The following is a 16,576-nucleotide window of genomic DNA, read 5'->3' as shown; positions in this document are numbered from 1 at the left end:
TGAAATGAGAATTTCATTTTGAGCAAACAGTAATAATTGTAGCTGCTGCATTAAACTCAGACTTTTTATAAGCACGACGTGTTATTGTTTCCTCATCTTTTCCCCATTGTTCCATTGTCCAATCTTCATCTAAATGTGCTATAGCCCAAGCATCATCTGTACAAATCTTCCCCTCAGCTACAGCAAAAGCAATAAGAGCTGATCCTGTCAATGTAGTCATTGCATGAAGTGCAGCTAACGTATAAGGAGATTCTATCTTGCGTAAATAATTGCTCACCGCTTGAATAGACTCAGGTGGTTGTTCAACATGCATAAGACCTTCTACTAAATTAAAATGTGTACCTAATCTTTCTTCTGCCCAATCAAGTAAAAAGTCCCATTTTTCAGATTGTCGTTTCACTAATTCTTTTGGTGTTTGTGCTCGATAAAAAATCATATCACATGCAACAAAACGCAACAGATCTTCAAAAATAATTTGCATATTATCAATTATACCGTCAATAACAGTATTAACCAAACGCGTAATTGGCATTTTTGCTGGATCAATCACCGCTTTTTGGGCAGTAAATTCTTGTGCTACCAATCCAGCAAGCATTTCTACCGGTAGAAAAAAATCACGTTTTGCAGGTGTCTTTAATAGTTTCCCATCTAGTAAAATAAAAAATTTTCCTTCTTTACAGGTGACGTCTACTTTTTCGTAAAACCGCTTAGGCAATGGCCGACATGATAATTTTTGAGGATGATGAAAAGAATTACCTTCATTCAATAACGTATCAACATCACCTAAAATTTCACGCATTTTTTTTCTACCTTTAATATTTTCAACAAGCCTAATAAGGTTTCTAGAATAAAATTTGCAATTATTAGCTACAAAAATACTGTACAGCAATTTTAAAACATATCAACTACAGTCATTCCAACAAATACTAAAGTATTATGCCATTTAACTATCAACAATCTTATACTATATCTCTGTATGATAATCTCAACATCAGCTCATAAGCTCTTATAATCATTGATTTATAAATCAATATCCTTAATTTTCATGGAACAATAAATGCTAAAGCAATGTCTTATAAAGTAGAAAAGGTTCATCCAATATTACTTATAGTAATAATATCACCATCTCATAGGAAAATAAGGAAGAGTTTAATTTAAAAAGCAATGTAATTTCAATCGACAATATAATACTCACAACACCATAATATATCAGTTATAGGAGATGTTTTATAAACATATTGAGTATTTAAACTGCATATTGCTTTTGATGCTTTTCAGTAAGTACCCGCTAGTTTTAATAAGATAGATCATTCATTCAAAAGATAATTTTTAAAAATCCTTCCACACGATCTTTCTTCTGGATTTTTTATTAATTTTTATTTAAGAATCAATATATTAAAAGACTTTTATCTAATATCTTGATATCATTACTGCTTCTAGAGTTCTTAAAGGATTTTCATTTATATGTTAACTATTTTTGTAACACATAAATGATTTTGTATTTGTTTTAAAATGAGATAGGTTGAAATAAGAGAATGTTACTCTATTTTAAACTTTAATTCAAAATAAAGTAATATATTACCTTTATAAATCAATTAGTTATAAATATTAAGGAAAAAAAGTACAGTATTGTTTCTATTATTCTGTATCACCATCGATTTCGTTAAAAGCGAAAAGATTAAAACTTTGCACCATATGAGGTGGTAAAGGTGCAGTAACATCTAATATGCCTCCTGAAGGATGAGGTATACGGATACGACGTGCATGAAGATGAAGCCGATTTTGCATTCCTCCTGGCAAGTCCCAATTACTATCAGAAAAAAAATATTTTGAATCGCCAATAATCGGATGATTTATATAAGCAGCATGAACACGTAATTGATGTGTTCTTCCTGTATAGGGTTCCATTTCAAGCCAAGAAAGAGCTTTTCCTCGCGTATCCAAAACACGATAATAAGACACTGCATGATTGGAATCTGGTTGTCTACGTTCACAAACACGCATTTTATCACCTTGTGCAGTTATTTCTCTGACCATCCATGTCGAAATTTTATCCTGCTTTTTTCTAGGCACCCCCCGGACCAATGCCCAATAAGTTTTCTTTGTTTCTCGTGTTCTAAAAGCAGCAGTCAAAGCCTGCGCAGCTCCTCTTGACCGTGCCACAACAAGAACACCAGATGTCTCACGATCAATGCGATGAACCAATCGCGGTTTTTCGCCTTTTTTATTGCGCCATACTTCAAGCATACTATCAACATGACGCGTCAAGCCAGAACCGCCTTGTACCGCTAAACCTGCTGGTTTATTAAAAACAAAAATTTTTGAATCTTCATAAAGAAGCATATCTTTTAAGATTATGTCATTGTCCTGTCCACAAACGATTTTATTGATTACAGGAAAGCTATCCTCTTTATCTATAAGTAAAGGGGGCACACGAATAGATTGCCCCATAACAAGGCGCACATCATTTTTAACACGTCCACCATCAACCCGTATCTGTCCAGAACGTAGAAGTTTTTGTAAATATCCAAACCCAACATCTGGATAGTACACCTTAAACCAACGATCTAAACGCATTCCATTTTCATCTGCTTCAACCTTTTTTATTTTTACGCCCACCATAATAATTCTCTTATCATAAAATTTGTTATTAACATTCTCATCCTACTGTATATAAACACAAAAAATGATTTTATAAATTGACGTTATCACGCTGCGTTACAATCCGTATTCAAAATTGCATTCTCCTACTGCATAAATTTTATTAGTTTCAAAGACCAATCGCTAAGAGAATCTTGAGTGAGAATTGGAGATAATCATCTGTGTCTTTATTTAAAATTTATGCTCGTGTTCTTTCTTATCTCAACAAAGAAAAAAATGCATCCATTTTAATCTGCTCAGCTAATGTTACTTTAGCTATAATTACGATTATAGAACCTATTTTATTTGGACACGTTATTGATGCAATTGCAGATAAATCTGGCATTATTTCGACCCTCATAATGTGGGTAGGCTTTGGTGTTTTTAATATTATTGCTTACGTACTCGTAGCACGTAGTGCTGACCGCTTAGCACATAGACGTCGCTTGACTGTTTTAATAGAATCTTTTGAACGTATCATTGCTATGCCATTAATCTGGCATCAACAACGTGGAACTTCTAATGCTCTTCATACACTACTACGTGCAATAGATTCTATGTCAACCATATGGCTTGACTTTATGCGTCAACATCTCTCAACTCTTGTTGCATTACTTGTTCTCGTGCCAATAGCTTTCAAAATGAATTGGCGTCTTTCAATAGTCTTGCTTGTCCTCGCTATTATCTATGTATTAATTGCACGTTTAGTAATGCAAAAAACAAAAGATGGACAAGCAGCCGTAGAACGCTACCACCATAATCTTTTTAAGCATGTCAGTGACTCAATTTCTAACGTTTCGATTGTACAAAGTTATAATAGAATATTAGAGGAAACCTCCATACTTCATCAACACGCAGCTGATCTTCTTAAAGCCCAAAATCCTGTTTTAAATTGGTGGGCTCTCGCTAGTGGCTTAAATCGAATGGCCTCAACAATTTCAATAGTGTGTGTCCTGATTCTAGGCGCCTTTTTTGTAACAAAAGGCCAAGTGCGAGTAGGAGAAGTTGTTGCTTTTGTTGGATTTGCTCAATTAATGATTAATCGTCTTGATCAAATTAGCAATTTCATCAATTTAGCTATATCTTCACAAGCAAAACTAAAAGATTTTTTTGAAATGGAAGACTCTACTGTTCATATCAATACACCAGAAAATCTTCCTTCTCTTCAAAATGTTAAAGGTGAAATTCAGTTTCATCATGTGTCCTATAAATTTCTTAATTCCTCTCAAGGTGTTTTTGATATTTCATTTAAAGTTAAAGCAGGACAAACCGTTGCGATTGTAGGGCCAACAGGTGCTGGAAAGACAACATTAATCAATTTGTTACAACGCGTATATGATCCTACAATTGGGCACATCAGTATTGATGAAATAGATATACGCACAGTTAATCGTGAATCCTTGCGCAAAGCTTTAGCAACAGTCTTTCAAGATTCTGGTCTTTTCAACCGTAGTATTCGCGATAACATTTCAATAGGCAAAACAACCGCAACAGATGAAGAACTTTATGAAGCTGCAAAGATAGCTGCTGCTCATGACTTTATTCTAGAAAAAAATGATTGTTATGATACATTAGTTGGTGAGCGCGGTTCACAATTATCAGGTGGAGAAAGACAACGATTAGCAATCGCACGTGCTATCTTAAAAAATGCACCCATCCTTATTTTAGATGAAGCAACAAGTGCTCTTGATGTTGAAACAGAAGCTCGTGTTAAAGATGCTATCGATTGTGTAAGTCAAAACCGCACCACTTTTATTATAGCACACCGTCTTTCAACAGTTCGCAATGCTGATCTTATATTATTTTTAGATCATGGCCGTTTAATTGAAAAAGGTAGCTTTCAAGAACTGATTAGCAAAGGCGGTCGCTTCTATAAATTATTACAAACTGGCGGCTTAATGAGTGATCAAGAAACAACGAAAACAGAAAATGAAAACATAGTGCCATTACACAAAGCTATTGCATCATAAAATTTTTGTTTTCTACGCTTTTACACAAAAATTTAATGTAACGATATACAGTTTAAGCTTTCTTAAAAACTGTAACATACAACAAGAATAAAAATTACCCTTTAAGAAAAGCTTTTAATGCCGTAATCGCTTCATCAGCTTTATCTCCTTTGGAACCACCAGCCTGTGCCATATCAGGACGGCCACCACCACCTTGGCCACCAAGAACAGTGGAAACAACACGCACTAAATCAACAGCATTCAACATATTTATTAAATCATCAGTAACCCCAACAACAGCGCTTCCTTTGCCATCTTCCGAAACACTAATAAAAGCAACCACCCCAGATTTAATTTGCTTCTTTCCAGAATCTACCAACGCTTTAAGATCCCGCACCGCAATGTTTCTAAGAACGCCCCCCATAAAAGAAATACCATTAATAATTGTAATGTCCTCTTTTCTACCCTGTAGAGCTCCACCATTCAGCGCAACATTTTTACGTGTATTATTCAACTCTTTTTCAAACTTACGACGATCATCAAGCAAATTCCTTATACGTTCTTCCAAATTAGCAGGAGAAGTTTTTAAAAAACTCGCCATTTCATAAATTCGCTTATCTTGTTGACGTAAATAAAGGCGTGCAGTTGTACCCGTTAAAGCTTCAATACGACGAACTCCAGAAGCTACAGAACTTTCACCAACAATATGAATCAAACCAATATCACCTGTTCTCTGCACGTGCGTGCCCCCACAAAGCTCAATTGACCAATGCCTTGTTAATTCTGTTGGTTCACATCTCTCTCCCATAGAAACAACACGAACTTCATCACCATATTTTTCCCCAAACAATGCCATTGCTCCTCCCAAAATTGCATCATCCAGCGCCATCAAACGGGTTGTGACCTTACTATTTTGCAGCACAATATCATTTGCCAAATCTTCTACTCTTTTTAATTCTTCTGATGAAATTGGCTTTGGGTGAGAAAAATCAAAACGCAACCGACTAGGAGATACTAAAGATCCCTTCTGTGCAATATGCGGCCCTAATATACAACGCAAAGCTTCATGCAATAAATGGGTAGCAGAATGATTAGCACGAATTTTTCTACGACGTTCAGAATCAACGGCCAGTTCCACACAATCAGATATCTGTGCTTGGCCAGATTTTACTTCTCCAATGTGAATAAAAACCCCATCACCCCTTCTCTGGGTATCATGCACTTCAAAAACAAAAGACTCACCAGAAATAACGCCACTATCACCTACCTGCCCACCAGACTCAGCATAAAAAGGTGTTTGATTCACAACAAGCATAGCATCTTGTCCTGAAGAAATATGATCAACAATTTCACCATCACAAACAAGAGCTGTAATAACGCCCTCAGCTTTTTCTGTTTCATAACCTAAAAATTCTGTAGCGCCTACCTTATCACGAATAGAAAACCAAATTGTTTCTGTTATTGATGCGCCAGAACCAGACCAATTGGCGCGATTTTCGGCTTTCTGAAGCTCCATTGCTTTTTCAAAAGCATCAATATCAACAGATATTCCGCGACAGCGAAGGGCATCTTGCGTCAAATCAAGTGGAAAACCATATGTATCATAAAGTTTAAAGGCAACTTCACCGTCCAAATGATCACCTTCTTTAAGATCAATGCTTGCTTCATTTAATAAACTAAGCCCTCGTTCAAGAGTTTTATGAAAACGCGTTTCTTCTAGCTTTAAGATTTCTGAAATTAAGGACTCAGCACGCACTAACTCGGGATAAGCTTGCCCCATTTCGCGTATTAAAACAGGCAAAAGTTTCTTCATTAATGACTCTTTAGCACCAAGAAAATGAGCATGACGCATAGCACGACGCATAATACGACGTAAAACATATCCTCGTCCCTCATTGGAAGGAAGAACACCATCAGAAATCAAAAACGCAGAAGAACGGAGATGATCAGCAATAACACGATGGCTGGCAACAAACTCACCCGTTGCCTTTATACCTGTTATCTCCTGTGAAGCGTGAATTAATTTACAAAAAAGATCAATATCATAATTATCATGAACACCTTGCAAAACAGCTGCGATGCGTTCTAATCCCATACCAGTGTCAATAGAAGGACAAGGTAATTCAGTTCGCTCTTCTTTATTAACTTGCTCATATTGCATAAAAACAAGATTCCAAATTTCAATAAAACGATCACCATCCTCATTAGCACTTCCAGGAGGCCCACCAAAAATTTCATCGCCATGATCATAAAAAATCTCTGAACAAGGACCACATGGACCTGTATCTCCCATCGACCAAAAATTATCATTGGTTGCAATACGGATAATTTTTTCGTTCGGAAGCCCCGAAATTTTACGCCATAATTCAGCTGCAATATTATCAGTATGATAAACTGTGACCAACAATTTATCTTGCGAAAGACAAAACTCTTTGGTTAAAAGATTCCATGCAAAAAAAATGGCTTCTTCTTTAAAATAATCACCAAAAGAAAAATTCCCAAGCATTTCAAAAAAAGTATGATGACGCGCTGTATAACCAACATTATCAAGATCATTATGCTTTCCACCCGCACGAACACATTTTTGCGCTGTTGTTGCTCGTTTATAAGGGTATTGTTCAAGTCCAGTAAAAACGTTTTTAAACTGAACCATTCCTGCATTTGTAAACATCAATGTAGGGTCATTGCGTGGAACCAGTGGACTCGAAGAAAGAATTTCATGTCCATTACGACGAAAATAATCCAGAAAAGCTGACCTGATACTATTAACACTATTCATATTTACACCTGTAGAATACAGTAAAAAATCGCAAAACCAAATAACTACCTAATACAGCACTCTTTGCTCGCTTTAGTGCTTTAATCAAGACAAAAATATTCTCTGCAAAAAAATAAAAAGTAAACGATCTTGTACTTCAAAATTCTAACAAATAAAAACAGAATAAACTTTAAATAAAGGAATCCTATTCAAACTAATATTATATCAGATTGTTTCCTCACCCTCTGTACTTTCTACTCCAGAATTTTCTAGCAATTCAATTGCGATTAGACCAGCATTCTGTCGTAAAGCTGTTTCAATCTCAGCCGCTATCTCTGTATGTTCACATAAAAACTGCTTTGCATTTTCACGCCCCTGCCCTAAACGCTGAGAATTATAAGAGAACCATGAACCAGATTTTTCTACAAGACCAACTTTAACACCTAAATCTATTAATTCTCCTAATTTAGAAATGCCCTCACCATAAATAATATCAAACTCAACTTGCTTGAATGGAGGTGCTAACTTATTCTTTACAATTTTAACGCGAGTCTGACTCCCAATAATTGTATCACGATCTTTAATAGCTCCAATGCGACGAATATCCAAACGAACAGAAGCATAAAACTTTAAAGCATTTCCACCTGTTGTTGTTTCAGGAGAACCAAACATCACACCTATTTTCATACGAATTTGATTGATAAAAATAACCATACAGTTAGAGCGAAAAATCGATGCTGTTAATTTTCGTAATGCTTGACTCATCAACCTAGCTTGTAATCCAGGTAAAGAATCGCCCATTTCACCATCAATTTCTGCACGTGGTGTCAAAGCTGCAACTGAATCAACAACCAGTACATCAACGGCACCAGAACGAACAAGTGTTTCTGTAATTTCCAATGCCTGTTCACCAGTATCTGGCTGAGAAATAAAGAGATTTGCTAAATCAACACCAAGTTTACGTGCATAAATAGGATCAAGAGCGTGTTCTGCATCAACAAAAGCACAAACTCCACCATTTTTCTGCGCTTCAGCAATAGAATGAAGAGCTAATGTTGTTTTCCCAGAACTTTCTGGCCCATAAATCTCAATAATGCGCCCTTTTGGTAGTCCACCTACCCCCAAAGCAATATCCAAAGATAACGAACCAGTCGAAACGGTCTCAATTTCAACAACTTGCTCTTTCTGCCCAAGACGCATAATCGAGCCTTTACCAAATGAACGTTCAATCTGTGAAAGAGCAGCCTCTAGAGCTTTTGTTTTATCCACAACTATATCCTTAGTGAGTTATAACAAATTTAATATACAGTATATACTGTTCTCTTCGCCTAATTAAAGCCTCGAATTTGGATGTTCACAGACTATTTCTTTTATTCTTAGTTAGATTCAACAAAATCCAATTCCCTCCACTTAAAAGAAACTACGTTTTCTTCAAGAGATAACATATTAGAGAGAGTCGCTTACACACTAAATTTATATACCGTTAATACCTTTTTCTTTAAATAAATCAAATACCCCCTACTCTATAGAACAGCAGTAAGTTCTTTTAGTTTAATCTGAATCTTAATTAAAATTATAATAATTATGACTAAATACAAAAAAACAATCAAAAATACATTCTCTCTTACTCTCTCTAAAATTTTATTTTTGATTAACTCGTTTTTGTCGTAACTTCTTCCACCAATCAAGACGCTTTATAATTTCCCGCTCAAAACCACGTTCTTGTGGCTGATAATAGATCTGATGCCCAAGTTCTTCAGGAAAATATTCTTGCCCTGAAAACGCATCTTGTTCGTCATGGTCATAACGATAACCATGCCCATATCCCTCTTCTTTCATAAATTTTGTAGGAGCATTAAGAATGTGCTTAGGAGGAGATAAAGAACCGTTTTTGCGAGCACTATGCATTGCCGCTTTATAAGCAAGATAAGTTGCATTTGATTTTGGTGCAGTTGCAACATAAAGACATGCTTGCACAAGAGCTAACTCTCCTTCAGGTGATCCTAAATAACTATAGGCATCTTTTGCTGCATTACAAATTACAAGAGCTTGTGGATCTGCTAAACCAATATCTTCAATAGCTATGCGAACCAACCTACGCCCAATATATAAAGGATCTTCACCCGCATCAAACATACGTGCAAGATAATACAGTGCAGCATCAGGGTCAGAACCACGAACTGACTTATGCAGTGCTGAAATAAGGTTATAATGACTATCTCGTCCTTTATCATAAATCGGAGTTCGACGCTGAATTATGGCTTGCAGAGTTTCGGCATTAAAAACTTCTTCTGACTGTGCAGCACGCCAAATATCTTCTGCTAATGTTAAAGCTGCTCGTGCATCACCGTCAGATATCCTTATTAAAACTTCTCTCGCATGATCATCTAAAGGCAGTGATCTTCCCTCTACTTTTTCAGCGCGTTTCAAAAGTATGTCCAAACTTGCATTATCATGCGCGCGAAAAGTTAAAACACGTGCACGTGAAAGAAGAGCAGCATTAAGTTCAAATGAAGGATTCTCAGTTGTTGCTCCTACAAGAATTATAGTTCCATCTTCCATAAAAGGTAAAAAACTATCCTGTTGAGAGCGATTAAAGCGGTGAATTTCATCGATAAATAATAATGTCTGACATCCAGACATCAAACGGGCTCGGGCTACTTCAAAAATTTTCTTTAGTTCCGATATTCCAGTAAAAATAGCAGAAACTTGTTCAAAGGCAAAATTTGTTTCAAGTGCCAACAAACGTGCTACCGTCGTTTTACCTGTGCCTGGTGGTCCCCAGAAAATCATAGAACTAAAAGAGCCAGACGCAACCATGCGCGAAAGAAAGCCCTCCGCTCCAATTAAATGGTTTTGCCCTACCACTTCATGAAGAGAGCGAGGACGCATCTTTTCTGCAAGGGGACGATTTTGATTAACACAAGAATCAAAGGGTAAAGTATAAAAATCTTTATTCAAATAAAACTCTCAACGAATCAATTGACGAATATGTAAACCATTGCGCTCATATTCTATTTCCCAAATATGTGAGTGTTTTTGCATAAGCACTTTTTTTAACTGACTTACAGTTTGAATTTTATGACCATTAACAGTATGCAAAATATCTCCAGGACGAAAAATACCCGCAGCATTACTTCTTTGGTCAACCTCAGTAATTATCACACCTTTCACAGTAACAGGAAGATGAAATCGTCGACTATTGTACCGCGTTAAATCTAATACTTCAGCACCAGAAAGGGGATTTTCTCCCACAATTTTTTCAGATTGTACAAATGCAGATTCTGGTGTTGATAATACAGTTATTTCTGTTTTAAAAATTTTTCCATCCCGTAAATATTCTAAAACAAGGCTCTGCCCAATCCTAGTTGTCATCAAACGATATCCAAGACTATCTGGACTCTCAATTTGCATCCCTTGCACACTCAAAATAACGTCACCCACTTTCAAACCAGCTTTCTCAGCCGGACTACCTTTGATAATCTCAATAATGAGTGCACCATACGAATGTTCTAAACCCAAACCACTTGCAATATCAGGTGTAATACTTTGAAAAGATGCCCCAATATAAGGGGGCACAAGAAACTTTTCACCACGCTTCACTGTATCAAGCACAACTTTAATAAGATTAACTGGGATAGCAAATCCAATCCCTACAGAACCACCTGAACGTGAATAAATAGCCGTATTAATCCCAATTAATTGACCTTTCATATCAATTAAAGCCCCACCAGAATTACCTGGATTAATAGCAGCATCTGTTTGAATGAAAAAATCAAAATCAGAAATACCTATACGCGTACGTGCTTGTGCTGAAACAATGCCACTTGTAACCGTCTGACCAACACCAAAAGGATTACCAATTGCTAGAACAAGGTCTCCAACTTCCACTGCATCAGAATCTCCCAAAGGGAGAACAGGAAATTGAGCATCTTTTGAATTAATTTCAAGTACTGCAATATCTGTTGTTTCATCCTTTAATATAACTTTACTTTCAAATTCCCGGCCATCAGAAAAAGCAACTTTAATTTCGCTAGCATCCTTAATAACATGGTAACTAGTAACAATCAAACCACGTGCATCAACAATCACCCCAGATCCTAATGATGACTGAGTACGCAAAGATCGCTTACCTTGATAACGACCAAAAAATTGTTCAAAAAATGGATCTCCCTCAAAAGGCGAACGTACTCTAACTTTTCGTGCAGCATAAATATTCACAACGGATAGAACAGTCTTTTTCACTAAAGGAGCAAATGAAAAAGTAATATCTGACTGTTTTTGTGGAATTTGAGCATTCGCATAACAAAACGTTATTTGTGCCATAATCACAAAAAAAAGCCCTATTAAAATAGAATATTTCATTATTAGCTCCTTCAAAAACAAAAGCTTACTTCTTAATAAGATAAGAAGACCTCCTTACTTACCTTGAAAATCGGTGATCATCACTAAATAATCAATGATTTAGGCACAAAAAATTTATCCAAACAACAAACAATATAGAAATTAAACAACTCAACGAATAAAGTCACCTCTCTCCTTTTTACATAATAGAAAAAATTAGCTCTACAATTTTAATGAAAAAACGCCCTTAAAATTTAATAAAAAAACCGCCTTTAAAAGACGGTTTTTAAAAAGCTAATAAGAAAAATTGCTCCTTTTATGAAGCAGCTTCTTCTTTAACAGCTGTTGTTTCCATACGTGCACGATCAACAGCACCTTTTGCGTCAACATCGCGATCAACAAACTCAATAACAGCCATAGGAGCATTATCACCGGTACGAAAACCTGCTTTCATAATACGCAAATAACCACCTTTACGTGATGCATAACGTACCGCTAACGTATCAAACAATTTCGCAACATGCTTCGCATCACGAAGAGCTGAAATCGCTTGCCGACGTGCATGCAAATCTCCACGCTTACCAAGCGTAACTAATTTTTCAACGACAGGACGAATTTCTTTAGCCTTTGGAAGCGTCGTCATAATCTGCTCATGCTCAATAAGCGAAGCCGCCATATTTGCAAACATTGCTTTACGATGACTAGCAGTCCGGTTCAGCCTACGACCTGATTTACTGTGGCGCATAAGCCTTCTCCTTCAATGTTAATTTAATACTGATCTTCATAACGTTTCGCAAGATCATCAATGTTATCAGGAGGCCACGCAGGAATTTCCATCCCAAGATGGAGTCCCATACATGCGAGAACTTCCTTAATTTCATTCAATGATTTCCGTCCAAAATTTGGTGTCCGAAGCATTTCAGCTTCTGTTTTTTGTATAAGATCACCAATATAAACAATATTATCATTTTTAAGACAATTTGCTGAACGCACTGAAAGTTCTAATTCATCCACCTTTTTGAGCAAGGCTGGATTAAAGGAAAGTTCAGAATCCGGCTCTTCCACCAATTCTTTTTGTGGTTCTTCAAAGTTAACAAATACCAACAATTGATCTTGAAGAATACGAGCTGCAAAAGCAATCGCATCTTCACCATTAACAGCGCCATTCGTTTCGATTGTTAATGTCAATTTATCATAATCTAGAATCTGTCCTTCACGTGTATTCTCTACTTTATAGGATACTTTACGAACTGGCGAATAAAGGCTATCAACAGGAATAAGTCCTATTGGTGCATCATCAATACAATTTCTCTCCGATGGAACATAACCCTTTCCTGTATTGACAATAAGTTCCATGCGAACTTCTGCGTCCTCATCCAATGTGCAAATCACATGCTCCGGATTAAGAATTGCCATATCTCCAACTGTTTGTATATCTCCAGCTTTAACCACTCCGGGTCCCTCTTTACAGAGAATAACCCGCTTAGGCCCCTCCTCTTCCATACGTATAGCAATCTCTTTGATATTTAAAATAATATCTGTAACATCTTCACGAACACCCGGAATTGACGAGAATTCATGTAAAATACTATCAATTTGTACAGCAGTAACTGCAGCACCACGAAGTGATGATAACAACACACGACGCAATGCATTTCCTAATGTCAAACCGAAACCACGCTCAAGAGGTTCTGCAACCACACTTACAATATTCGGATCATTATGCGCGTGAAACTCAACTTTACTGGGTTTAATTAATTCCTGCCAGTTTTTCTGGATCATATTTTTATTCCTGTTCTTTAGTTCCGTTACCATTCAATCGCAACGGCCAGCGTGAACATCGGAGAAACCTCCGACAATGAAAAACAATACCCAAATTAAACACGCCGCCTTTTTCGCGGACGACATCCATTATGAGGAATTGGTGTCACATCACGAATGGAAGTAATTAAAAAACCAACAGATTGCAATGCACGTAAAGCGGATTCACGACCTGCTCCGGGCCCACAAACTTCAACTTCCAACGAACGCATACCATGTTCTTGTGCTTTTTTGGCACAATCCTCTGCAGCAACCTGTGCAGCAAAAGGCGTAGACTTACGTGATCCCTTAAATCCTTGAGCTCCAGCAGATGACCATGCAATTGTATGTCCCTGAGAATCAGTAATAGTAATCATTGTATTATTAAATGTTGAATTGATATGTACAACACCTGATGAAATATTCTTACGCTCGCGACGACGAATACGTGTGGCTTCCTTGGCCATAGCCTTCCTTTCAACGATCTCTTTACTGCCGTAATACCAGCAGCTCCACCTTATTCGCTCTTGTTTTAAATATTCAACAAAAACAAAATATCTAAAATAAAACCTTCACAATCAATTAAAGCAATTAAAGATTTTTACTTCTTCTTACCAGCAATTGCTTTAGCAGGACCTTTACGTGTACGCGCATTTGTATGCGTACGCTGCCCACGAACGGGCAAAGAGCGACGATGGCGTAAACCACGATAACAGCCAAGATCCATCAAACGCTTTACACTCATCGCAACCTCCCGACGGAGGTCCCCTTCAACCTGATAGCTTTGGTCTATTGTCTCACGAATCTGTAAAACTTCTGCATCCGAAAGCTCATGTACACGACGCTCTGGAGAAATACCAACTTTCTCGATAATTTCCTGAGCAAATTTTTGTCCAATCCCATAAATATATTGAAGCGCAATAACTACACGCTTATTTGTCGGGATATTGACGCCAGCAATACGGGCCACGCCTATTCTCCTTGAGTATGTTAACAGTTTACCATAAAATACTTGAAGCATTTTATAGAAAAAAATGGCTTCGGTTCAAACATATTCCGAATCCTGTTATTCCTACTGAAATGAATCAAAGCGATTTCTGATAGATTTCATTATAAAAGTCAACTCTTTTCAATTTATTTCTGATAAAGTCCTTCATTTAAAAAGCTCTTTAATTGCGCGCGATACATCAGAAATATCAGCCATTCCATCAACCGTTTTTAGTAATCCAATATCTGAATAAAACTTTGATACAGGAGCTGTTTTCTCACGATACTCAACTAGTCGTTTTGCAAAAGCACCAGGATTATCATCTGAACGAACCTGCCCACCAGAAACAACGGTTTCCTGTACACGCTTTTTTATACGCTCAATCAACGCATCTTCATCAACAACAAGCTCAATAACCGCATCAAGTTGTACATTTTTTGATTTTAAAATTTGCTGCAATGCCTCTGCTTGTGCCAAGGTCCGCGGATACCCATCCAATATAAAACCACCCACGCAATCACTTTCACTAATACGATCTGATACAATTCGATTAACAATATCATCAGAAACCAAAGAACCAGATTCCATTATTGCTTTAGCTTTTTTACCAACTTCTGTTTCTTTCATAATAACTGCACGCAGCATGTCACCGGTGGACAACTGAGGAATAGTATATTCCTCAGTAAGCATTTTAGCTTGCGTACCTTTGCCAGCACCAGGAGGACCTAAAAGAATCACCTTCATCGTCTTCTTCTACCTCCACGAAGTTTTGATTTTTCAATCAATCCCTTATATTGGTGCGCAACAAGACTCCCCTGAATTTGAGCAACTGTATCAAGTGTAACAGTAACAACAATGAGTAAAGATGTACCACCAAGATAAAAAGGAATATGCAATGTTGATATCATAAACTCAGGAAGTAAACAAATCAGAATAATATAAATAGCTCCAATAACAGTAATACGCGTTAAAACGTAATCAATATACTCAGCCGTACGCTCACCAGGGCGAATCCCTGGGATAAAACCAGAATGCCTTTTTAATTGTTCAGCTGTATCACTTGGACTGAATACAATAGCTGTATAGAAAAAGCAAAAAAATGCCATCAAAGCAGCGTAAACAATCATATAAAGTGGTTGTCCATGACTAAGGAAAAAAGAAATATTTTGAACCCATTGCGGCATTTTATCAGAAAAATTATTAATAGTTGCAGGTAATAATAATAAAGATGAAGCAAAAATTGGCGGAATAACACCAGCAGTATTTAACTTCAAAGGAAAATGAGACATATCACCTTGAAACATCTGATTTCCAACTTGACGCTTTGGATACTGAATAATAATCCTCCTTTGTGCCCGCTCTACAAAAACAATAACTCCAATAATAAGAACAGCAACAACAACAATTCCTATTAATAAAAAAGTTGATAAATCAGCTTGACTATGAGCAGTTAAAAGTTGAGCAAACGTAGAAGGAAAATTTGCTACAATACCTGTAAAAATAATGAGAGAAATTCCATTACCAATGCCACGTGATGTAATCTGCTCACCAAGCCACATCAAAAATATTGTGCCACCAACTAATGAAATAACTGCTGAAATACGAAATATTATACCTGGTTCTATAACTATTTGGAGACCTGTTCCTATACCAGTTTCAAGCGCAACTGCAATACCAAAAGCTTGTAAAATTGCCAATATAACAGTCATATAACGAGTATATTGATTGATGATCTTACGACCCAATTCCCCCTCTTTTTTGAGAGCTTCTAATGAAGGAACAATCGATGTTAATAACTGTACAATAATTGATGCTGATATATAAGGCATTATACCTAAAGCAAAAATTGCCATACGCCCAACAGCACCCCCAGCAAACATATTAAACAGCCCTAATACACCAGATGCATGATGTTCAAATGTTTGTCGTAAAACATCAATATTAATACCCGGTAGAGAAATATAAGTACCAAAACGATACACAAGAAGCGCAGCCAAAGTAAACCAAATACGTTTTTTTAATTCAGTTGCACGCGAAAAAGCGCCAAAATTCATATTGGAAACCAATTGCTCTGCAGCCGATGCCATAAATTTTCTC

The 16,576-nt window shown here is 36.7% G+C and carries 13 protein-coding genes; 1 reads left to right on the top strand and 12 read right to left on the bottom strand.

Translation table 11 applies throughout. The features are described from left to right. Positions 1 to 13: 13 nt before the first annotated feature. Together BA1379B_RS01790 and BA1379B_RS01785 are read right to left on the bottom strand one after the other, a co-directional pair. Entirely contained in the window at positions 14 to 799 is a 786-nt protein-coding gene (locus tag BA1379B_RS01790) for an ATP12 family chaperone protein (protein WP_078673680.1), read from the bottom strand. An 839-nt stretch (positions 800 to 1,638) separates the two neighbouring features. Further along, positions 1,639 to 2,622, bottom strand: a complete 984-nt coding sequence (locus tag BA1379B_RS01785) for an RluA family pseudouridine synthase (protein WP_035006030.1) — start codon at positions 2,620 to 2,622, stop codon at positions 1,639 to 1,641. Between the two features lie 200 nt (positions 2,623 to 2,822). Here BA1379B_RS01785 and BA1379B_RS01780 point away from each other — a divergent pair, with 200 nt between their 5' ends. Next, on the top strand, positions 2,823 to 4,610 hold the full coding sequence (locus tag BA1379B_RS01780) for a glucan ABC transporter ATP-binding protein/ permease (protein WP_078692325.1): 1,788 nt from the start codon (positions 2,823 to 2,825) through the stop codon (positions 4,608 to 4,610). 94 nt (positions 4,611 to 4,704) lie between these two features. On the opposite strand, the gene alaS is transcribed toward BA1379B_RS01780, so the two are convergent. From alaS to secY, 10 genes are all read right to left on the bottom strand, one after another. Then, the gene (alaS, locus tag BA1379B_RS01775; RefSeq protein WP_078692324.1) at positions 4,705 to 7,368 is read right to left on the bottom strand and encodes an alanine--tRNA ligase; all 2,664 of its coding nucleotides are present in this window, start codon (positions 7,366 to 7,368) and stop codon (positions 4,705 to 4,707) included. Between the two features lie 204 nt (positions 7,369 to 7,572). Continuing rightward, entirely contained in the window at positions 7,573 to 8,616 is a 1,044-nt protein-coding gene (gene recA / locus BA1379B_RS01770; RefSeq protein ID WP_035006036.1) for a recombinase RecA, read from the bottom strand. A 372-nt stretch (positions 8,617 to 8,988) separates the two neighbouring features. Beyond that, positions 8,989 to 10,308, bottom strand: a complete 1,320-nt coding sequence (locus BA1379B_RS01765; RefSeq protein ID WP_078673677.1) for a replication-associated recombination protein A — start codon at positions 10,306 to 10,308, stop codon at positions 8,989 to 8,991. Between the two features lie 9 nt (positions 10,309 to 10,317). Further along, positions 10,318 to 11,712, bottom strand: a complete 1,395-nt coding sequence (locus BA1379B_RS01760) for a DegQ family serine endoprotease (protein ID WP_078692323.1) — start codon at positions 11,710 to 11,712, stop codon at positions 10,318 to 10,320. 295 nt (positions 11,713 to 12,007) lie between these two features. Continuing rightward, positions 12,008 to 12,436: a 50S ribosomal protein L17 gene (gene rplQ, locus BA1379B_RS01755; RefSeq protein WP_035006041.1), complete on the bottom strand. Its 429-nt coding sequence runs from the start codon at positions 12,434 to 12,436 to the stop codon at positions 12,008 to 12,010. A gap of 23 nt (positions 12,437 to 12,459) precedes the next feature. Continuing rightward, the gene (locus BA1379B_RS01750; RefSeq protein ID WP_035006046.1) at positions 12,460 to 13,473 is read right to left on the bottom strand and encodes a DNA-directed RNA polymerase subunit alpha; all 1,014 of its coding nucleotides are present in this window, start codon (positions 13,471 to 13,473) and stop codon (positions 12,460 to 12,462) included. A gap of 95 nt (positions 13,474 to 13,568) precedes the next feature. Next, positions 13,569 to 13,958 carry a 30S ribosomal protein S11 gene (rpsK, locus tag BA1379B_RS01745; RefSeq protein ID WP_035006048.1) on the bottom strand — a complete coding sequence of 130 codons (390 nt, stop codon included), beginning with the start codon at positions 13,956 to 13,958 and terminating at the stop codon, positions 13,569 to 13,571. Between the two features lie 134 nt (positions 13,959 to 14,092). After that, complete coding sequence (gene rpsM / locus BA1379B_RS01740; RefSeq protein WP_035006050.1) at positions 14,093 to 14,461, bottom strand: 30S ribosomal protein S13; 369 nt, start codon at positions 14,459 to 14,461, stop codon at positions 14,093 to 14,095. A gap of 183 nt (positions 14,462 to 14,644) precedes the next feature. Then, positions 14,645 to 15,223 carry an adenylate kinase gene (locus BA1379B_RS01735; RefSeq protein WP_078673674.1) on the bottom strand — a complete coding sequence of 193 codons (579 nt, stop codon included), beginning with the start codon at positions 15,221 to 15,223 and terminating at the stop codon, positions 14,645 to 14,647. Continuing rightward, positions 15,220 to 16,566 carry a preprotein translocase subunit SecY gene (gene secY, locus BA1379B_RS01730; RefSeq protein WP_078673673.1) on the bottom strand — a complete coding sequence of 449 codons (1,347 nt, stop codon included), beginning with the start codon at positions 16,564 to 16,566 and terminating at the stop codon, positions 15,220 to 15,222. The genes BA1379B_RS01735 and secY overlap by 4 nt, the downstream gene beginning before the upstream one ends. Positions 16,567 to 16,576: the final 10 nt, after the last annotated feature.

Origin of the sequence: Bartonella sp. A1379B, assembly GCF_002022485.1 — a bacterium.
GTDB classification, from domain to species: Bacteria; Pseudomonadota; Alphaproteobacteria; order Rhizobiales; family Rhizobiaceae; genus Bartonella; species Bartonella rochalimae.
Note: the sequence above shows the minus strand (reverse complement) of the source record. Positions and strands in the feature narration are given on the sequence as shown.